Annotated in this window: 18 protein-coding genes; 12 read left to right on the plus strand and 6 right to left on the minus strand. The window is 52.2% G+C overall.

Annotated elements, in window-relative coordinates:
- The 3 genes from KO503_RS13530 to KO503_RS13540 all read left to right on the plus strand — a co-directional run.
- Positions 1 to 1466 (plus strand): flagellar hook-length control protein FliK (locus tag KO503_RS13530; RefSeq protein ID WP_215992088.1); only part of this gene is annotated, 1466 nt, incomplete at its 5' end.
- Positions 1467 to 1476: 10 nt separating this feature from the next.
- Positions 1477 to 2148 carry a flagellar hook capping FlgD N-terminal domain-containing protein gene (locus tag KO503_RS13535; protein WP_215992089.1) on the plus strand — a complete coding sequence of 224 codons (672 nt, stop codon included), beginning with the start codon at positions 1477 to 1479 and terminating at the stop codon, positions 2146 to 2148.
- A 74-nt stretch (positions 2149 to 2222) separates the two neighbouring features.
- A complete protein-coding gene (locus tag KO503_RS13540; RefSeq protein ID WP_215992090.1) occupies positions 2223 to 3071 on the plus strand; it encodes a phosphotransferase family protein in 849 nt (282 codons plus the stop codon).
- Here KO503_RS13540 and ubiB read toward each other — a convergent pair.
- A complete protein-coding gene (gene ubiB, locus KO503_RS13545) occupies positions 3064 to 4599 on the minus strand; it encodes a 2-polyprenylphenol 6-hydroxylase (protein WP_215992091.1) in 1536 nt (511 codons plus the stop codon). The genes KO503_RS13540 and ubiB overlap by 8 nt on opposite strands.
- On the minus strand, positions 4599 to 5363 hold the full coding sequence (ubiE, locus tag KO503_RS13550; protein ID WP_215992092.1) for a bifunctional demethylmenaquinone methyltransferase/2-methoxy-6-polyprenyl-1,4-benzoquinol methylase UbiE: 765 nt from the start codon (positions 5361 to 5363) through the stop codon (positions 4599 to 4601). Before ubiE ends, ubiB begins: the two co-directional genes overlap by 1 nt.
- Positions 5364 to 5450: 87 nt before the next feature.
- On the opposite strand from ubiE, the gene mutM reads away from it, so the two are divergent.
- From mutM to KO503_RS13595, 9 genes are all read left to right on the plus strand, one after another.
- Positions 5451 to 6302, plus strand: coding sequence for a bifunctional DNA-formamidopyrimidine glycosylase/DNA-(apurinic or apyrimidinic site) lyase (gene mutM, locus KO503_RS13555; protein ID WP_215992093.1), 852 nt, complete (start codon positions 5451 to 5453; stop codon positions 6300 to 6302).
- A gap of 61 nt (positions 6303 to 6363) precedes the next feature.
- Complete coding sequence (locus KO503_RS13560; protein WP_215992094.1) at positions 6364 to 7140, plus strand: enoyl-CoA hydratase; 777 nt, start codon at positions 6364 to 6366, stop codon at positions 7138 to 7140.
- A 153-nt stretch (positions 7141 to 7293) separates the two neighbouring features.
- Positions 7294 to 7557, plus strand: coding sequence for a 30S ribosomal protein S20 (rpsT, locus tag KO503_RS13565; RefSeq protein ID WP_215992095.1), 264 nt, complete (start codon positions 7294 to 7296; stop codon positions 7555 to 7557).
- Positions 7558 to 8347: 790 nt separating this feature from the next.
- A complete protein-coding gene (gene dnaA, locus KO503_RS13570) occupies positions 8348 to 9733 on the plus strand; it encodes a chromosomal replication initiator protein DnaA (protein ID WP_215992096.1) in 1386 nt (461 codons plus the stop codon).
- Between the two features lie 177 nt (positions 9734 to 9910).
- Complete coding sequence (gene dnaN / locus KO503_RS13575; RefSeq protein ID WP_215992097.1) at positions 9911 to 11029, plus strand: DNA polymerase III subunit beta; 1119 nt, start codon at positions 9911 to 9913, stop codon at positions 11027 to 11029.
- A gap of 48 nt (positions 11030 to 11077) precedes the next feature.
- Positions 11078 to 12184, plus strand: a complete 1107-nt coding sequence (gene recF, locus KO503_RS13580) for a DNA replication/repair protein RecF (protein WP_215992098.1) — start codon at positions 11078 to 11080, stop codon at positions 12182 to 12184.
- Positions 12181 to 12801 (plus strand): LysE family translocator, encoded by a 621-nt coding sequence (locus KO503_RS13585; protein ID WP_215992099.1) that lies wholly within the window; start codon positions 12181 to 12183, stop codon positions 12799 to 12801. Before recF ends, KO503_RS13585 begins: the two co-directional genes overlap by 4 nt.
- Before the next feature lie 100 nt (positions 12802 to 12901).
- Complete coding sequence (gene gyrB / locus KO503_RS13590) at positions 12902 to 15319, plus strand: DNA topoisomerase (ATP-hydrolyzing) subunit B (protein WP_215992100.1); 2418 nt, start codon at positions 12902 to 12904, stop codon at positions 15317 to 15319.
- Positions 15320 to 15447: 128 nt separating this feature from the next.
- Positions 15448 to 16344 carry a hypothetical protein gene (locus tag KO503_RS13595; protein ID WP_215992101.1) on the plus strand — a complete coding sequence of 299 codons (897 nt, stop codon included), beginning with the start codon at positions 15448 to 15450 and terminating at the stop codon, positions 16342 to 16344.
- 83 nt (positions 16345 to 16427) lie between these two features.
- On the opposite strand, the gene KO503_RS13600 is transcribed toward KO503_RS13595, so the two are convergent.
- The 4 genes from KO503_RS13600 to KO503_RS13615 all read right to left on the minus strand — a co-directional run.
- Complete coding sequence (locus KO503_RS13600) at positions 16428 to 17165, minus strand: SDR family NAD(P)-dependent oxidoreductase (RefSeq protein ID WP_215992102.1); 738 nt, start codon at positions 17163 to 17165, stop codon at positions 16428 to 16430.
- On the minus strand, positions 17152 to 18453 hold the full coding sequence (locus tag KO503_RS13605) for an AMP-binding protein (protein ID WP_215992103.1): 1302 nt from the start codon (positions 18451 to 18453) through the stop codon (positions 17152 to 17154). Before KO503_RS13605 ends, KO503_RS13600 begins: the two co-directional genes overlap by 14 nt.
- Positions 18454 to 18473: 20 nt before the next feature.
- Positions 18474 to 18728, minus strand: a complete 255-nt coding sequence (locus KO503_RS13610) for an acyl carrier protein (protein WP_215992104.1) — start codon at positions 18726 to 18728, stop codon at positions 18474 to 18476.
- Between the two features lie 30 nt (positions 18729 to 18758).
- A partial coding sequence (locus KO503_RS13615) for a glycosyltransferase (RefSeq protein ID WP_215992105.1) occupies positions 18759 to 19864 on the minus strand: 1106 nt, incomplete at its 5' end.

A 19864-nucleotide genomic window follows, 5' to 3' on the forward strand; every position in this document is an offset into this window, starting at 1 on the left:
AACTTTATATGACGACGGACACTTTCACGACATCTGATATCAGATCTAATCCCGTCACAGTTGGTGCGCCCAAGCTTGATGGCACATTGATTGAGCCATCGTCAGCCGCGCTAGCGGAACCTGTTGATAGAAAATACTCGCATGGTTTGCCCCTTGAAACCGTAGCTTTTCGAAGTGTTTCTCACGTTGATCAAAGCGTGGTCTCGCATACAGGTACTGAAAAAACGGTCTTAATGCAGACCGAAACGCAATTCGCGATGCCGCAGATGCTTGCAGGTGGGGAGGGTGATCCTCATGTCAGTGAAAGGCAGATGGAAATACCTCTTTTGTCCGCAACGCCTGAGGTGGACACAGCTGATATAGAATCGAGTGCTGGGTTGACCAAAGTGAGTTCTTTATCAGCCATCTATGGGCATAGCGAGGCTACGATTTCCGATTTGGCATTTGGTGACGCCGTATTTCCAGAAGTGAAAATGACACCGAATCAACTAAAGGCGTCTCAACCCCAAATTCCAATTTCGGTTTCAAATCAGGGGGAGGCAGTCGCTCAACCCTTGCAGCCTCAAACCCTAAGCCAACCTGAGGCGCTTATTGAGGCTGAGTTTGTTTTGGCACAGACAAAACATCAGGATGAACCGGCAGCACGCCCAACATCTGCGCAGACAACAGCACCTATCACGCCACCGATAAATCCAGTGGTTTCAAAGGCGGAAGCCTTAGACACGGCCCAAAGCGCGAATATCGCTGCTGTTGTCGATCATGAGGCTGCTGAGGTGGTGTCCATAGATACGTCTTCAGCAGATTTACCGACTGACGCGACCGATATGGCAGGCCAATCGTATTCTGTGCCCTCAGCCACCGAGCGCAGTGCTGCGCTTTATTCGGGCATGACCGAAAACGCTACGTTTCAGGCGATCCCCGATGGCGGGTCGCGGCTGCAAGAATTTGAAATAACACCGCTTTATGGCGGTGCTGATAGTCTTTCGGCTCCGTTGGGGCAATTGTTTCAGGCTGAGCCTTTGCCTCAAACCTCTCGGGTTGAGCTGCCTGCGCATATCGCAGCACAAATCGCGGACGCGGCACGGCAACTCCCAGATGGGCCGATTGAAATAAGTCTGTCTCCTGAGGAACTTGGCAAAGTGAAGCTTACATTCCAAGTGTCTGAAAATGGCGCCATGAATGTTGTGGTGGCCACTGAACGGGCTGAAACGCTCGAACTTATGCGGCGCAATGTCGATAGTCTTTTGGCAGAGTTTTCTGATCTTGGGTATGAGGGCAGCAGTTTTCAATTCCAGCAAGATGGCCAAAACACATCGGGCGATCAGTCGGAGCAATCTGGCTCTGGTGGTGCAAGTGGGTCAATCAGTTCAACCGACAGCATTCAGTCGCCCCAATCAGACACAGACCCTTTATCACCAGTGCGGCTCCATTTGGATGGTACGGCTGGTATGGACTTAAGATTGTAAGGACGAGCGAATGACCACCGTAACAAGCGCAACAGCAACGACGTCAACTGCCGCAGCAAGTACTGTCGTTGAAGAGGCTTCAACGTCTGTCATCAGTTCCGATTTTGAGACGTTTCTGACAATGCTCACAGTTCAGTTGCAGAACCAAGATCCGATGAATCCAATCGAATCATCTGATTACGCGGTTCAGCTCGCAACGTTTTCGGGTGTTGAGCAACAGGTGCAAACCAATGATCTTTTGAGATCCTTGGCCAGTCAAATGGGCGTTATGAGCATGTCGCAGATTGCGGGTTGGGTTGGCATGGAGGCGCGCACCGATGCGCCTGTATATTTCGACGGTGCACCGGTCACACTGGCCCCGTCCCCCAGTGTGTCTGCCGATCAGACCTTTTTGATTGTGCGTGATGCGTTGGGGAATATTGTCCAAACGACCGAAGTGCCCGCGACATCAGATTTTGTGGAATGGGCAGGCGTGGATGACAATGGTGATCCATTCCCATCAGGCACTTATACTTTTGAGTTGGAAAACTTTGCCTATGACGAATACTTATCTTCGACGTCAGTAGAGGCTTACGGACAAATTATTGAGGCGCGTGCAGATGGCGTCACGACTGTTCTGGTCATGGAAGGAGGGGCGGAAGTCGATGCAGAGGACATCTCTGCTCTTCGCGAGCCCACCTAAAGCACAATCAGTTGCATCGCCCCGTGCCTCATCTGTAAACTCGCCCAATCAATGGCCGACACATGGGGCAGGGCGTGCAGCGTACAGACACAGAATTCAACGGACCAAGGCAAGCTGCTCATGCTCTCGGTCTCGGCGCGCCGTCTGAGTGGCGCGCATTGCTGGGCGGGCGGTCTAATCGTCTGTTTTGTGGCGCATTTCCCAATGGCAAACTGGTATTCAAGTTCTTTGATAATACGCGGTCTAATACCTTGTTTCCAAACCGTGTGCGCGATGAACAAAACGCCCTTTTGGCATTAACCAATATTGGGATTGCTTCGACGTTTCGCGGCTGGGCGGAAACCGATTTTGGTGTCTGTATTGTCTATGATTTTGTTGATGGAACCATTCCTCAACAAACATCGATGCAGACCATGTGGGCGCTGTCACGATTACATTCGTGTGACGTGGCCCAAGACTTTCGACATATATCGAGTGATCCAAGCGACATTCAGGCACAGGGCATATCGTTTTTAGATCATGATTTGTCTCCCCGAGCAGCGCGGTTGCGATCGAATGTGCCCGAGGTGCCAAATGCACCTGACGTTGCGTCTTGTTTTTTGCATGGCGACCCTACACCTGCAAACTCTGTCATCACGCCTGATGGGCTCACCTTCTTGGATTGGCAGTGTCCTGCCTTTGGCGATCCTGTTCATGATCTGGCGATTGCACTGTCGCCTGCGATGCATGTGGTTGATGGGGCTGAGCCACTGAATGGCACGCAAATCGATCGCCTATTGGCCGCCTATGCAGATGAGACCGTGACGGACCGCTATCGCGCACTCGCCCCGCTCTACCACTGGCGTATGGCATGTTATTGCCAATGGAAGGCACGTTTGGGTGAGGTTGCTTTTGCCGCCGCCGGAGTTGCTGAATTTAACTGAACAAAATCGCGACAAAAGCACCGATTGCGGCGGCCACACCCCCACCGAGGATAAGAAATGCCGTTTGACGCAATGCGCTTTGCGGCTTTGTCGGCTCATGTTGGTTGCTTTGTGCCGTCAGGATGGATTCGGCAATTTGTGGTAGTTTGGGACCAAAGCGCGACAGCACGATTGCGGTGCGTCCCAAGTCGCGTAGCAGTGCCTTGGGGCCAATGTTTTCTTTGATGTAGTTTTCAACAACTGGTTGCGATACTTCCCAAATGTTGATCTTTGGGTCGAGTGAACGTGCAACCCCTTCAACCACAACCATCGTGCGTTGCAGCAAAATCAATTCAGTGCGGGTGCCCATGCCAAAGCGTTCGGTCACTTCCAGTAAATAGGCCATCACGCGACCCATCGAAATTTGCGTGGCATCCATGCCAAAAATAGGTTCGCCTACAGCGCGCAGCGCACGGGCAAATTCATCGACATCTTGATCGGCAGGTACATAGCCCGCCTCGAAATGTACTTCGGCGATACGTTGATAATCTTTGCGGATAAACCCGAAAATGATTTCGGCATAAACGCGGCGCGTGTAGGCGTCCAACACGCCCATGATGCCAAAATCGAGCGCTGCCACGTCGCCGTTGGGTGTAATTTTCAGATTGCCTTGATGCATGTCAGCATGGAAAAATCCGTCACGCAACGCATGGCTGAGAAACATTTGCAAAACGATCCGGCCAAGCTCGGCACGGTTGTGACCGGCTTCGGTGATGGCTGTTAGGTCTGAGGCGGTGATGCCCTCGATCCATTCCAACGTCATCACACTGCGTGAGGACAAAGCCCAATCAACTTGGGGGACATAAAAACCCGTGTCATCAATCGTATTGGCATGAAATTCTGCAGCAGAAGAACTTTCTAACCGTAGATCCAGTTCGCCCCGCACAACGCCGTCGAAATGCGCAATGACCTCAAGCGGCTTGAGGCGTCGCGATGAAGGTAGGAACTTTTGTACAAACCAAGCCGCGAGGTAAAAGGCGTCAACGTCCTTGCGAAACGCAGCTGCGATGCCGGGCCGTAAAACCTTAACGGCGACCGCTTCCCCCGTGTCGCGCTTGATGGCCTTGTGAACTTGGGCGATGCTGGCGGCGGCAACAGGTTCGGAAAATTCTGAAAAAATATCGTCGAGTTTGCAGTCCAAATCAGCTTCGATCATCGCAATGGCGTCATCTCGCGGAAAGGGCGGCAGCTTGTCTTGCAAAACCTGCAACTGCTGCGACAATTCTTCGCCGACGACATCAGGGCGCGTCGATAGGATTTGGCCAAATTTGATATAGGCAGGGCCCAGCGCGGTGATAGCGCGGGTGATCGGCGGACGCGCTGTGTCACCTTTGATGCCAAGCCATTGAAAAGGCCAGACAAGCGTGCGCAAAGCAATTCGCATCGGGCGCGGCGCGTTTGTGGCTTCAAAAAGCGCTGTCAGCGCACCGGTGCGTTCCAATGTGGCGCCAGTGCGAATGAGGCGCCATATATTATGCGGCCCGCGCATTAAATTTTCCAGCCTGTGTGAAGCGCCGCAATACCAAGACTGAGATTGCGATAGCTCGCGTTGGCAAAACCTGCGTCACGGATCATCTGCAAAAACGTTTCTTGGTCAGGGAACTGGCGAATGCTTTCAACAAGATACTGATAGCTGTCCGCGTCATTGGCGATGAGTTTCCCCATCTTGGGAATGACGTTGAAGGAATACAGATCATACGCCTTTTGCATTGCAGGGTTTGGCAGCTGCGAGAACTCCAACACCATCAAGCGCCCGCCTGGTTTAAGCACGCGGTAAGCCTCGGACAGAGCCTCGTTCACGCGGGTGACATTTCGGATGCCAAAAGAGATTGTGTAAACATCGAACTGATTGTCTTCGAACGGCAAGGCCATCGCATCACCTGTGACCCAAGACAGGTTTTCGGCCATCTGTTCGGCTTCCGCGCGTTTTCGGCCCTCAACCAGCATCGATTCCGTCATATCAAGCACAACAGAGGTCGCACCTGGTGCACGTTTTAGGAAGCGAAACGACACATCGCCAGTGCCGCCAGCGACATCCAACAGATGTTGGTGAGGGCGCGGGGCAAGCCAGTCCATCATCGCATCTTTCCAGATACGGTGAATGCCCATCGACATCACATCGTTCATCACATCGTATTTCGACGCGACATTGGTAAAGACCTCATGGACCATTCCGGCCTTTTGATCTTCGGCCACATCTTTAAAGCCAAAATGAGTGGTCTTGTCGCTGGTTGGTCCGCTTGTACGTGTCATCTCTCTTGCACCTTTTGCAAAACTTACCCTTCTTATAGGCCACACGTTGGGCGTGACAATCGCAAGCACCAGCAAAGAGGGGGCAAAATGCCAGAATTACCTGAGGTCGAGACAGTAAGACGCGGGCTTGAACCCAGTATGACCGATGCCGTGATCACGCGCGCCGATGTGAATCGCCCCGATTTGCGCTGGCCTTTCCCCGATAACATGGCCGAGCGGTTAACGGGCGCGCGTGTTTTGCAGCTGCGCAGGCGGTCTAAATATATTCTAGCCGATCTTGATACGGCTGAGACGCTGTTGATCCACCTAGGCATGTCAGGGCGCATGACGGTGTCGGGCGATCTTTTGGGGCAATTCGTACATGAGCATCCAAACCTGATCAAACATGACCATGTGGTGTTTCATCTGGATAACGGCGCGCGCGTAACCTTTAACGATCCGCGTCGGTTTGGCGCGATGGATTTGCTCGACACTGCCACGGCCGAGGCACATCCCTTGCTGGCTAAGATTGGCCCTGAACCCTTGGGCAATGACTTCAACGAGGGGCATTTGGCCAAAGTGTTGAAGACCAAAAACACGCCGATCAAAACGGCGCTGCTGGATCAAAGCCTCATCGCAGGCTTGGGCAATATATATGTCTGCGAGGCGCTGTTTCGCGCAGGGATTGATCCGACGGTGAAGGCGAAAGATATTTCAAGCGAAAGCGTCACCGCTTTGGTGCCGATCATTCGTGAGATTTTGCTAGAAGCTATCGAGGCAGGAGGATCATCGCTCAAAGATTTTCGCCAAGCGGGCGGAGAACTGGGATATTTCCAGCACAGCTTTCGCGTTTATGGCCGCGAGGGTGAAAATTGTGCGACACTGGATTGCGCATCTGCTGTGCAAAGGATCACGCAATCCGGCAGATCGACATTCTTCTGCCCAACCTGTCAAAGTTGATTTGAATACGTGGCTGAGCCTGATAGGTCTTGGCCAACGGACTGATCTTTGGAGCACCACCATGGCCTATAAAACTCTCATCATTGAGATGCAAAATAGCGTAAAGCTGATTCGATTGAACCGACCCGATGCGTTGAATGCCTTGAACATAGAACTGTTGGGCGAATTGGCCGACGTGCTGGGTAAAGCAGATGCCGATCCAAAGGTGCGGGCTATTGTCATCACGGGGTCTGATAAAGCCTTTGCAGCTGGGGCTGACGTCAAGGAAATGTCCGAAAAATCCTTTGCTGACATGGCCATGGCTGACTTTTTTGGGGCCGAGGCCAATGCCATTTCCGCGATCCGCAAACCGATTATCGCGGCCGTATCCGGTTACGCGCTGGGCGGCGGTTGTGAACTGGCCATGATGTGTGATTTCATCATTGCCGCGGATACAGCTAAGTTTGGTCAACCCGAAATCAATCTGGGCATCATGGCTGGCTTGGGTGGTACACAACGTTTGACGCGGTTTGTTGGCAAATCCAAAGCGATGGAAATGAATTTAACGGGCCGGTTCATGGATGCTGATGAAGCGGAACGTTGCGGGCTGGTATCGCGTGTTGTGCCAGCGAAAAAGCTGGTTGATGATGCACTGACCACAGCCGCCAAAATTGCTGAAAAAAGCACGATTTCCGTTATGGCGGCCAAGGAATCGGTCAACCGGTCCTATGAGACGCCCCTGTCTGAAGGCTTGTTATTTGAGCGCCGTGCATTTCATGCTTTGTTTGCGACAGATGATCAATCTGAGGGTATGGCCGCCTTCCTAGAAAAACGCGCACCCCAGTTCCGCGACAAATAGGCGTTTTGGGCTTTCCTTTTGCGCGATTCTACCTTAGAGGACAGCCTTACATGCGCGTGGAGCCCGCTCAGGCTATGACTTTCCCGTCCGTCTTTGACGTGGGCTTTTTTGCGCAATCGTAATTTAATGAAGCCCTAGAGAGGGAAAGACACCATGGCAAATTCGCCCCAAGCTAAAAAACGCGCCCGTCAAATCGAGCGTCGCACAGAAGTCAACAAAGCGCGCCGTTCGCGTATCCGTACATTCTTGCGCGCTGTTGAAGAGGCCATCGAATCCGGTGATTCCGCAGCAGCAAAAGCCGCTCTTCGCGCCGCTCAACCAGAGCTGATGCGTGGCGTCACAAAGGGTATCGTGCATAAAAACACAGCGTCACGTAAAGTGTCTCGTCTTGCTTCGCGCGTCAAAGCACTCGGCTAAACGCTAGCCCTTATATATGTATTGAAAACGCGCCTTAGGGCGCGTTTTTTTATGCCGATTTTTCAAAGAAAACAGGTTTATTGGTGCGGCGTTGCAGCGAATCTGCTGCGTGCGCGGCGCTTACAAATCTGTGGATAGATTCGCAATCCTCAGTTTCACGCCGGTTCGATTTCCTGATGTTTGCGGCAATTGAGACACGTCTCAACGGGCCCAAAAGGACTTTTCAGATTCGGTTCGGGCAAAGACAGAGTCAAGGACGAAGATCTGTTGCGCGACTCGAGGCGGGGTTGCTAACTTACTCAAGCGATTCATGTCGTCTTGGGGGGACATTCTCCTACCACACCGATTTGGATGACAACTTTGGCAACGACCGAAAGTTGTTTTCTTGGGCTTGCCCGATCAGTGTAGAGGTGTTGTTTGGCCGAAAGGATAGGGGTATCCTTGGTTAAGCTGTCCAGAAAACTTACACGCTTTGTGCGTGGTATTGATTTTTTGGTGTGTCCACTTGCGTTGAACAGTATTGACACGATCCGACCAGACATCCGTTTGTCTGGAATGGTTTGTTACGTCGTATTGGGATATGCGGTTTATACAGGCGCCCTTGCTTGAAAAGGGTATGCCACAACAAACTGTGAGGGGTTTGTTGTGGTGGGTCTGGCGTCAGCCTGACCACCGCGTATAGATGTTGAAGACCTGAGGCGTTGTGTCTTGGGCGATGCGGTGCATCGTTCAAGGGTCGGTTTTGCCGCCGAGCCATAATGAAAAAGTTATAATTAGGTCGAATACGAATATGAAAAATGATACGTGGGGACGTGTTAAGCAGCAGTTGCTCGAAACTGTGGGGCGTAACAATTACGCCAACTGGATCGAACCTCTACAACTGCAAAAAGTTGATAATGGTATCGCGCTATTTTCTGTTCCAACCAGCTTTATGGCGAATTGGGTCGCGCGTAATTTTTCTGATCAAATTTTGTCTCGCCTCAAGGCCTCCGGTGTGCCTGCATCGCGCGTTGAATTTAAAGTTGAAGCTGTGCGTGCTGCTACCGACACGTTGAGCGTTGATTCCGATCAAGCACCCGCTAAAGCGCCCGAGAGCCTGTCTGCGCAAGCCGCTCCTGTGGCTGAAGAGGCTGAACTTCCGGGGGCGCCTCTTGATGCGCGCTTTACCTTTGACAATTTTGTTGTCGGTAAGCCAAACGAATTGGCCCATGCGGCGGCGCGCCGCGTCGCAGAAGGTGGCCCCGTGACCTTTAATCCGCTGTTTTTATACGGCGGCGTTGGTCTTGGTAAAACCCACTTGATGCATGCTATTGCGCATGAGATTCAAGTGCGTGACCCGAAAACGCGTGTGCTGTATCTGTCGGCTGAGCAGTTCATGTACCGCTTTGTGCAAGCACTGCGCGATCGTCAGATGATGGATTTCAAACAGTTGTTCCGCTCTGTCGATGTGTTGATGGTGGACGACGTTCAATTCATCGCTGGTAAAGACAGCACGCAAGAAGAGTTTTTTCACACCTTCAACGCGTTGGTGGATCAAGGCAAACAGATCATCATTTCCGCGGACCGTGCGCCGGGTGAAATCAAAGATCTTGAGGACCGTATCAAATCGCGCCTGCAGTGTGGTCTTGTGGTTGATCTTCACCCAACAGATTACGAATTGCGTTTGGGTATTTTGCAAACCAAAGCCGAAAACTATCGCGCGCAATACAAGGATCTTGTCTTTGCGGATGGTGTTTTGGAATTCTTGGCGCATCGGATCACGACAAATGTGCGCGTGCTTGAAGGGGCTTTGATGCGCCTGTTTGCTTTCGCATCTCTTGTGGGGCGTGAAATCACAATGGAGCTGGCGCAAGAATGTCTTGCAGATATTTTGAAAGCGTCTGATCGTAAAGTCACGGTCGAGGAAATCCAGCGCCGCGTATCTGAACATTACTCTATCCGTTTGTCCGACATGATCGGCCCGCGTCGTGTGCGTTCTATCGCGCGTCCACGTCAGGTGGCGATGTATCTGTCCAAACAGCTGACATCGCGGTCTTTGCCTGAAATCGGCCGTCGCTTTGGTGGGCGTGATCACACCACGGTCATGCATGGTGTACGTCGCATTGAAGAGCTTCAAACAACCGACAGCCAGATGTTTGAAGATGTCGAAATGCTGCGTCGCGCTCTTGAAGCCTAGGTAGAGGGCTTAAAACCTGAGTCTCACGTGCTGCACTGCCGCGAATTCATTCATAGCAGTGCCCTGAGCCCTTGACGCTCAGGCAAAGACAACGGCAAAGTCCGAGCAACAACATCTTGCACGTGATGGTGAATGATATATCGTCAAGATCCGGCCAATGAATCAGACGAGGGTGGCATGAAAATTAGCATTGAACGCGGCGCGCTGTTAAAGGCCGTGGGCCAAGCGCAATCTGTAGTAGAGCGTCGGAATACCATTCCAATTCTTGCCAACGTTCTGATCGAAGCCGAAGGCAACACGGTGTCCTTTCGCGCGACGGATCTGGACATCGAAGTTATCGATAAATGTGCAGGGATCGTAGAGCGCGCAGGCGCGACCACGGTGTCTGCTGTGACGTTGCATGAGATCGTACGAAAATTGCCTGACGGCGCAATGGTTATGCTAGCCGATGATGGCGCATCTGGTCGTTTGACTGTCGAAGCGGGCCGGTCCAACTTTTCTTTGGCGACTTTGCCCAAAGAAGACTTCCCCGTCATGACCACGTCTGAATACGACAGCAACTTTGCAGTCGCAGCCCCGGTGCTGCGCCGTTTGTTCGATAAATCCAAATTCGCGATCTCGACAGAAGAAACCCGCTACTACCTCAACGGTGTTTACATGCATGTTTCTGATGGCGAAGACGGCAAAGTGTTGCGCTGTGTGGCCACAGATGGTCACCGTTTGGCGCGTATCGATGCACCACTTCCTGAGAGCGCTTTGGAAATGCCCGGCGTGATTGTGCCGCGCAAAACCGTAGGCGAGTTGCGTAAGCTTTTGGACGACGATGACATGACTATCGCTGTGTCCGTGTCCGAAGCTAAAGTGCGTTTCGCGACCCCAGATATCACGCTGACCTCCAAAGTCATCGATGGCACCTTCCCCGATTACACACGTGTTATTCCCGTGGGCAACACCCGCAAGCTTGAAGTCGACGCAGCAGAATTTGCCAAGGCCGTGGACCGTGTTGCCACTGTGTCGTCAGAGCGTTCGCGTGCGGTGAAACTGACCTTAGAGGAAGATAAGCTAACTTTGTCCGTCAATGCGCCTGATAGCGGTGCCGCCGAAGACGAATTGGCCGTAGCCTACAATGACGAGCGCCTTGAGATCGGCTTTAATGCTAAATATCTTTTGGAAATCGCCAGTCAGGTGGATCGCGAAAATGCGGTGTTCATGTTCAACTCATCGGGTGATCCAACCTTGATGCGCGAAGGCAATGATACTTCGGCCGTTTATGTTGTGATGCCGATGCGCGTTTGACGTAAAAACGTTGATTTACAGCACCCTTAGCTTAGGAAAAGAGGCGGCATGTCTTTGTTCATCGAAGACCTAACTATGTCTCATTTCCGCTCTCATCGGGCCGCACGTCTTGAATTGGACGCGCGGCCTGTTGCGATTTGGGGTGCGAATGGCGCGGGGAAAACCAACATTCTTGAAGCCGTGTCTTTGCTCTCTCCGGGGCGGGGTCTGCGCCGCGCCGCGATGGATGACATTGCGCGAAAACCTGAAAGCTTGGGCTGGAAAGTTCGCGCTGAATTGCAGTCTTTGCATCAAACTCACGACATTGAAACGTGGTCCGAAAATGGGGCATCGCGCACAGTGAAAATCGATGGAAAATCAGCAGCCCAAATCGCGCTTGGACGCATCGCTCGCGTGGTCTGGCTGATTCCGGCGATGGATCGACTGTGGATTGAGGCCCCTGAGGGGCGTCGTCGGTTTTTAGATCGTATGGTGATGTCGTTTGAACCCCGTCATGCTGATGCTGTGTTGAGTTATGAGAAAGCCATGCGTGAGCGCAATCGGTTGCTCAAAGATATGGTGCGTGATGCCCATTGGTACGCCGCATTGGAAGCGCAAATGGCCACGTCAGGCGCTGCGATTATGCAAAATCGTTTGATGGTTTTGGAACGATTGAAAGACGCTCAAGATGGCGCGCAAACGACCTTCCCTGTGGCCAGTCTGACGCTAAAGGCGTCGGACCAATTTGGCTTACCTGAGACCGAAGCCGATCTACTTGGCGCTTTCAAAGACAATCGCCCGCGCGATCTGTCGGCTGGGCGTACATTGATCGGCCCGCATCGTGCCGATTTGGGGGCAATCTATGCCGCTAAGGGTGTTTCTGCAGATCAATGCTCAACGGGCGAGCAGAAGGCCCTGCTGATTTCGCTTATCCTCGCCAATGGGCGTGCTTTGGCGCAAGATTTCGGGGCAGCGCCAATATTTTTGCTCGATGAGGTTGCAGCCCATCTGGATGCGGGGCGGCGCGCGGCCCTTTATGACGAGATCTGCGCCCTTGGTGCACAGGCCTTTATGACTGGCACGGGGCCAGAGTTATTTGCGGAATTGGGATCACGTGCGGCCACCTTTGAAGTGTCTGAAGACGCGGGTGTGTCATCGGTTAAGGGCGTTCTATGAGCATATCTCCTGTTGAATTGTTGTTTTATGCGGGCGCTTTACTGGTTCTGTTTTTGACCCCTGGCCCTGTTTGGGTTGCCATGCTGGCCCGCGCCATGTCAGGGGGCTTTGCCGCGGCGTGGCCGTTGGCTTTTGGGGTTGTGATCGGTGACGCGCTTTGGCCCTTGCTGGCCATTTTGGGCGTCACATGGATCATTTCTGAATTCACGTATTTTTTGGTGGCGATGAAATGGGTCGCTGTTGCGATGTTTTTGAGTATGGGCGCGATGTTGATCAGATATGCAAGTCAATCGATCAGTGCCAACAGCCGCCTGACCCGACCCGGAAAATGGGCGGGGTTCATTGCTGGATTGGTGGTGATTTTGGGAAATCCGAAAGCGATTTTATTCTATATGGGGCTATTGCCGGGGTTCTTTGATCTGTCCAAATTGACCCTTTGGGACGTCATCGCAATCTGTTCGATTTCGGCGATGATCCCTCTGACGGGCAACCTGATTATGGCTGTTTCTATCGATAAGCTACGAGGGGTTTTGACCTCTCCAGGGGCGTTAAAGCGTATGAATATGACAGCAGGTGTGTTGCTTATTGTCGTGGCATTCGTGATCCCATTTACCTAAGCGCAAACCCGCGCGACGCTACGGTGATATTTGTGCCATTTGCGTGACAACCCCAGCGGTTTGGCGTATAAAAAGGCTAAGTAAAAACAAGGAAGTCCGCATGTCCGATACACCTGAGCAGTCCGAAGAATATGGTGCTAATTCCATCAAGGTTCTCAAAGGGTTAGACGCTGTTCGCAAGCGCCCTGGTATGTACATCGGTGACACCGATGACGGCTCTGGTCTACATCACATGGTCTATGAGGTTGTGGACAACGGCATCGACGAAGCTTTGGCTGGTCATGCGGATTACGTGAACGTTAAAATTCACGCGGATTCATCTATTTCTGTGCGTGACAATGGTCGTGGTATTCCGACCGACATGCACGAAGAAGAAGGCGTGTCTGCAGCCGAAGTTATCATGACCCAGCTGCACGCTGGTGGTAAGTTTGACAGCAACTCTTATAAAGTGTCTGGCGGCCTGCACGGCGTGGGCGTTTCTGTGGTGAATGCGCTGTCGGATTGGTTGGAACTGAAAGTCTGGCGTCAAGGCAAGGTGCATAAAGCCCGCTTTGAACGCGGTGAGACCGTTGAACACCTCGAAGTCATCGGTGATTCCCATGGCGAGACCGGCACCGAAGTGCGGTTCTTGGCTTCTACGACGACCTTTTCGAACCTCGATTACATCTTTTCAACCTTGGAAAAGCGTCTGCGCGAATTGGCGTTTTTGAATTCTGGCGTGCGCATTATTTTGGAAGACGAACGCCCCGCAGAGCATCTCAAAACCGAACTGTTCTATGAAGGCGGCGTCAAAGAATTCGTTAAATATCTGGACCGCTCTAAAACATCTATGATGCCTGAGCCTATTTTCGTGCAAGGCGAAAAAGATGGTATCGGGGTCGAAGTGGCGATGTGGTGGAATGACAGTTATCATGAGAATGTTTTACCCTTCACCAACAACATTCCGCAACGTGATGGCGGGGCGCACTTGGCCGGATTCCGTGGGGCGCTAACCCGCACTATGACGCGTTATGCGGCTGACAGTGGCATCGCAAAGAAAGAGAAAATCACCTTTACCGGTGATGACGCCCGTGAGGGTCTGACCTGTGTCTTGTCCGTCAAAGTGCCGGATCCCAAATTCTCTTCCCAGACCAAAGACAAATTGGTGTCGTCCGAAGTGCGACCCGCTGTTGAAAATTTGGTGGGCGAAAAGCTGACCGAATGGTTTGATGAAAACCCGCAGATGGCCAAGATGATCATTGGCAAAATTTGCGAAGCGGCGATGGCGCGCGAAGCGGCCCGCAAAGCGCGTGAATTGACGCGCCGCAAGTCGGCTTTGGACGTGAATTTCCTTGCTGGTAAGCTCAAAGATTGCTCTGAAAAAGATCCTGCCCAAACCGAAGTCTTCCTCGTGGAGGGTGACTCAGCGGGGGGGTCGGCTCAAATGGGCCGTGACCGCCGCACGCAAGCGATTTTGCCTCTGCGCGGTAAGATTTTGAACGTCGAACGCGCACGTTTCGATCGCATGTTGGGATCGCAAGAAATCGGCAACCTAGTGATGGCGCTTGGTACAGGAATTGGCCGCGACGAGTACAATTTGGACAAATTGCGTTATCATAAAATCGTCATCATGACCGATGCGGATGTCGACGGGGCACATATTCGGACGCTGCTTTTGACGTTCTTCTTCCGTCAAATGCCGTCTTTGATCGAGGCTGGCCACCTTTATATCGCGCAGCCACCTTTGTACAAAGTCGCGCGTGGTAAGTCTGAGGTTTACCTCAAAGACCAAGCGGCGATGGATGAATATTTGATCCAGCAGGGCACCGATGGTGCCGTGTTGCGTTTGCAAACGGGTGAAGACATCGCCGGTGCCGATTTGGCACGTGTTGTCGAAGGTGCGCGGACGTTTAAGCGAATTTTGGATGCCTTTCCAACGCATTACCCGCGCCACATCATCGAACAAGCCGCCTTGGCAGGTGCGTTTGAACCTGGCCGCGTGGATGGCGATTTGCAAGGTACAGCCGATCTGATCGCCAAACGCCTTGATATGATCGCGCCCGAGTTTGAGCAGGGCTGGAAAGGCCGTCCGACCCAAGATGTTGGCATCCGTTTGACCCGCGTTTTGCGCGGCGTTGAAGAGGTCCGCACCCTTGATGGGGCAATTTTGCGTGGCGGTGAGGCGCGTCGGATCAACCAAGAAGTGCAGGCGACAAACGGCATCTATGATGATCCGTCGCAATTGATGCGCAAGGAGCGGTTCAGCCTGATTCACGGCCCTATTGATTTGCTTAAAGCGATCTTGGAAGAGGGCGAAAAAGGTTTGTCCCTGCAACGATACAAAGGCTTGGGTGAGATGAACGCAGATCAGTTGTGGGAAACCACATTGGACCCAGAAGCGCGCACCTTGTTGCAGGTGAAAATCGAAGACTTTGCCGAAGCGGATGACATCTTTACCAAACTGATGGGCGATGTTGTCGAACCGCGCCGCGAGTTCATTCAAGACAACGCGTTGAACGTTGAAAACCTAGACGCATAAAGACTCTGGAACGATTCTTTTGCGCGGGGGCGTGACGCATTTCAAATTGAGTGTCGTGACATTCAACGCAATTTTAATATTGGGTTGCTCACTTTGACGTGGAAACCTTTTTATCTATGGGGTTCTTGATGCCAAAAGCTATTTTACACATCGGCACGATGAAAACCGGCACGACTTCTATTCAGGCTACACTTGTGAAAAATCCACAGGTTCTTGCACGCATGGGATACTCCTATTTCGGTCCGCCTATGCGCCGCTCTGAAGCGCTATCTGGCGCGTTGGCGGAATTGACCGACAAAAATTACCAAAATGTGATCATTTCTGATGAGGGGCTTTGGCACTTCTCGGACAGTAAGCGTAGTGATACTGTGGGTCTGGCAAAAGTTCTTAAACGGTATGATGTTACCGTCGTAATCTATTTGCGTCGCCCCGATAGTTTCTTTGAATCATGGTTTCTGCAGGGTCTTAAAACGGGGACAGGCGTAAAGACGATGTCACAATTCTTAGCATCGCCGTTTGTTCAATACGGTGCACAATTCCAAAAAGTAATCAAAAGATTCGAGACCCTTTTTGGCGTTGGGTCAGTCGTCATTCGACCTTATGAGACACTGCAATTGAAAGGGGGCGATGTCGTTCTTGATTTCTTGCATACAGTAGGTTTTCCGGCAGATGAATTTGACATGCCCGCGCGGTCCAATGAAACGTCTAACACCGACATAAACCTGTTTTTGAGCATGCTGCGAAATGTAGAACTGCCGCCAAAAGTCCAAACAAATCAGTTAAAACAAATCGAAAAACATCTGAAGGAGAATGGATACAAAGGCAGACGTTATAGTCTGTTCACACAGGCAGAACTTAAGGTTATTGTGGACACTTACTTACCAGTTTTCAGAGATCTGCAGCGAAAATATGGCACAGGCTCCAGCCCAGATTTTTTCATGTCATGGCCTGATCCGTCTGAAGTCAATGAGTCACTCTTGGATTTGCGGTTTGCACAGGAAGCGTTGCTCGGGGCTCCGAAATAACATCGCGGACTTTCTGCCTCCTTTGGTGACTGTAGGTGATTACAGTTCCTAAAGGAGGCAGAATATAAACCTTGCGTCAGGGTCTAAGCGGTGCTGCCGCCGTCTACTGTCATGATGGTGCCTGTGATGCGTTCTGCATCAGGGCTCAACAGATAGGCCACCGCGCCAGCGGCATCTTCAGGCCGGGCCAAACCCAAAGGTGCACGGCGTCGGATCGATGCCATTTTATGCACGTCCAATCCTTGGGTCATTTCCGTTTCCATATACCCTGGAGCAACGCAATTGACCGTTAGTCCCATTTTGCCCACTTCGCGTGACAAAGAGCGTGTGAAACCCTCGAGGCCCGCTTTACTGGCGGCATAGACCGATAGGCCGTGGAACCCAGTTGAGGCGATGATGGACGAAATGTTGATGATCCGGCCCGCGCGTTTTGCCAGCATGGTGCGGCTTACGTATTTTGCAAAGGTGATCGGGCCAGTCAGGTTGACACGCAACACGGTGTCGATGTCCGTTTTGTGCATGGTCGCGAGCACCCCGTCATTGCCTGTGCCCGCATTGTTGACCAGCCCCCAAATTTTTCCGTAGGTCTTGGTGATTTGGCTCACAACGGCAGGAATGGCCTCTGTATCGCCGACATCGAAGGGGATGAAATGAACCCGATCGCTTGAGTCCATAAGGGCTTTATATTCGTCAGAATGAGAGCGCGACAGCCCCACCACACGGTAGGTGCCCTCTGCATTCAAGCGTTGTGCAATGGCAAGCCCAAGGCCGCGGGATACACCGGTAACAATTACGGTTTTCAAATCATTATTTTGCGTCATCGGTACGTATCAACTTTCCTGCAGCGTTCAGAGTAAGGGTGTCCACAAAGCGAATGATAGCTGGAACAGCTTCGCGTTCCAATGTCGCTTTGCAATGGGCTTGAATTGCGAATTTTAGTGCTTTGGTGTCAATATCGTCGTCGGCCATGACTTCGGCGACCACGAGTGCGCCAGATATCGGGTTTTTCTTGGCACTAATTTTCGCAAGCTTTACACCTGCAATAGCCATGATGGTTTGCTCGACCATTTCGGGGTGTATTTTGACGCCACCGACGTTGATCGTACCGTTGTCCCGTCCTAAAAAATGAGCGCGCCCATCTTTGAGTTGAATGCGGTCCCCAGAGCGAATGAAGCCCTCTGAGTCGGTTTCTACCTCTGTGCCGTCAAGTGACCGTTGCGCGCCTAACGGTGGGCGCAGCCAGAGTACTTCGTCCACAATCTTCATGCCGATGTTTGCGGATTCTTGTAGAAAATGTGTGGGAAACCCAGCTTGGCCATCCGTGACAGCAAAGCCGACACCCGCCTCGGTCGAAGCGTAAATATGTGTGATGCGGGCGCACGGGTGAGCGGCTGCGAGCGTATCCAACACCTGTTGATCCACGATTTCACCGCCCAAGGTGATCTGCTTCAGAGAAAGATCAGAAAACCCCGGCGCCATAAGCAACCGCCGCCACAGCGTCGGTGTTGCAGACAAATGCGTACAGCCTTGCGCTTTCAACATTGCAATTTGGTCGGCCAGTGGAGCGTGGGTGTCGGGCGTCAAAAGAACGCCGCCACCGATAAGTGCTTGCAGGACAACTTGCAGCCCTGCAAATCGGGTGGGGTCATACAAAAGCCCCCAGCGTGGCGGGGTGGAAGGATTGCCGCGCGCCACAGTGCGAGTCAGTGAATTTAGCGTGTGCGGGATCAATTTGGGCAGGCCTGTGGTCCCAGATGTTGTCAGCGTCCACTTTGTGGCTCCGTCTGCGGGAACAGTTGCAGCGATAGCCGCCTCTGGAGTGCATTGCTCAAGTGGTGTCACAAGGTCAGTTCGGTCTGTGACAAGCTGTGTGCAGCCTGCGTCCTCAAGTAAGACAGACACTGTTTCTGATGGCAACGCATGAGACAGCAACACCAATTGAGCCACAGATCCATCTAAATGTATCAATGTCTTAACAAATGAAATCGGGTCAGAGATACACAAGGCAATGATGTCTGATCCTGCCGTGCCACCGATTGTCACTGGGGCTTGCGCCACGCGATTCTTAGGGCCGATAGCGATGTCCGCCCCTTCAGATCGTGGCGCCAATCTTTGGGCCAAAGATGCCATTAGCTTGGTTTGTGCTTGGCGTAAAAGGCGACGAACTCACCGTAGGTTTGCGGGTAATAGGCGTCGTTTGAAAGTGTGAAAGGGTCGTATCCCAACTCTTCTTCGAGTTGTGATACGAAAATTGCGAACCCAAGACTGTCCAACCCCGTTTCGAGCAAAATGTCACTATCAGCAAGCGCTGGCGCATCGGTTTCATTCTGGCCTTGCCAAACGTCAGCGAATACGGCGCGGATTTTTGTGTCTAGAGTGTCCATTGGGCGTCCTTACTAATAAACTTTATATGTTCAAACCAAATCGTGATCAGCTTGGCAAGCAGACAAGACCTGCTGCCAACGATCCAAAATAACATCTGGTGCATATGAAAGCACAGATGAGGGGGCGGCAAGCCCTAGTTTTGTTCGCATCATCGGGTCGCTCATCAGGTGATCAAGTGTGTTTGCGAAAGCCTCATCGGGGGCGGCACCTGTTTCAACCAGAATGCCGTTTTCGCCGTCCTGTATCAGCGCTGTTACGCCAGAGCAGGCAGCATCGGCCGCCACAGGCAAGCCATGAGCGAGGGCTTCTGCCACAGACAGCCCGAAACCTTCAAAAGATGAGGGATGGCACATGATACCAGCCTTTGCATAAACTGGCATGATATCATGACAGATTCCCGCTAGCTTGATCTGCTCAGACATGTTCAGCCGATCAATCTGATGCTGCAGCGCATTTTTTTCAGGCCCATCCCCGTAGATTTCCAAACGCCAGTCAGGGTGCTTAGCGCTGATTTTGGCAAATGCGGCGATCAAGATGTCGTAGCGTTTGATCGCAGTGAGGCGCCCGACGCCGATCACACAAGCTTCACGAGGTCCTGTAAGTGACATGGTGGCCGCAGCGATGGGATTGGGCATGACGCTTATTTTATTTTGCAGTGCGGAATCAAACCATTGCTTAAAATCATCTTGCAAGACCAGAATGTGGTCCGCTTTATGCAGGGCTTGCAGACGGCGTTTCCGGTACTTAGGATTGGCATCCCAACGCGGACTGCTTAGGCCGAAATCTTGTTCTGGTACATTATGCGTCGAGGCGATCACAGGGATGCCAAGCGGTTTGGCGGCTTCCACTGCGGCCATGATGCCAGTGGGCATAAAACCAATAACAACATCGGGTTTTAGATCATTCAAAGCCTTGTGCAGCCGCTTAATAAACGGCGCATAGGTCGCGGCCCATTTCAGTTGAGGCAGGGGCCAAATATTTGGAACTTTTTTGACAAGATTTTCAAGCCCGCCCCGCGATTTAGAGGGGCCAGTTGCAGGCGTGCGAGGGGCTGGGAAAAGGTTGCGCAGATAGACCTTTTGCAAAGGGTAGGCTGGCACGCCGTCGTGCAATTCATGTCCGTCGTCATATAAAG

It is taken from the genome of Pacificibacter marinus, assembly GCF_018860505.1.
GTDB lineage: Bacteria > Pseudomonadota > Alphaproteobacteria > Rhodobacterales > Rhodobacteraceae > Celeribacter > Celeribacter marinus_B.

Excerpts from the sequence above, each read along its gene's own strand:
- mutM (WP_215992093.1), top strand. The coding sequence starts at position 5,451 with ATGCCAGAATTACCTGAGGTCGAGACAGTAAGACGCGGGCTTGAACCC.
- gyrB (WP_215992100.1), top strand. The coding sequence starts at position 12,902 with ATGTCCGATACACCTGAGCAGTCCGAAGAATATGGTGCTAATTCCATC.
- dnaN (WP_215992097.1), top strand. The coding sequence starts at position 9,911 with ATGAAAATTAGCATTGAACGCGGCGCGCTGTTAAAGGCCGTGGGCCAA.
- KO503_RS13610 (WP_215992104.1), bottom strand. The coding sequence starts at position 18,728 with ATGGACACTCTAGACACAAAAATCCGCGCCGTATTCGCTGACGTTTGG.
- rpsT (WP_215992095.1), top strand. The coding sequence starts at position 7,294 with ATGGCAAATTCGCCCCAAGCTAAAAAACGCGCCCGTCAAATCGAGCGT.
- recF (WP_215992098.1), top strand. The coding sequence starts at position 11,078 with ATGTCTTTGTTCATCGAAGACCTAACTATGTCTCATTTCCGCTCTCAT.
- KO503_RS13535 (WP_215992089.1), top strand. The coding sequence starts at position 1,477 with ATGACCACCGTAACAAGCGCAACAGCAACGACGTCAACTGCCGCAGCA.
- KO503_RS13585 (WP_215992099.1), top strand. The coding sequence starts at position 12,181 with ATGAGCATATCTCCTGTTGAATTGTTGTTTTATGCGGGCGCTTTACTG.
- ubiE (WP_215992092.1), bottom strand. The coding sequence starts at position 5,363 with ATGACACGTACAAGCGGACCAACCAGCGACAAGACCACTCATTTTGGC.
- KO503_RS13560 (WP_215992094.1), top strand. The coding sequence starts at position 6,364 with ATGGCCTATAAAACTCTCATCATTGAGATGCAAAATAGCGTAAAGCTG.
- KO503_RS13600 (WP_215992102.1), bottom strand. The coding sequence starts at position 17,165 with ATGACGCAAAATAATGATTTGAAAACCGTAATTGTTACCGGTGTATCC.
- KO503_RS13595 (WP_215992101.1), top strand. The coding sequence starts at position 15,448 with ATGCCAAAAGCTATTTTACACATCGGCACGATGAAAACCGGCACGACT.
- ubiB (WP_215992091.1), bottom strand. The coding sequence starts at position 4,599 with ATGCGCGGGCCGCATAATATATGGCGCCTCATTCGCACTGGCGCCACA.
- dnaA (WP_215992096.1), top strand. The coding sequence starts at position 8,348 with ATGAAAAATGATACGTGGGGACGTGTTAAGCAGCAGTTGCTCGAAACT.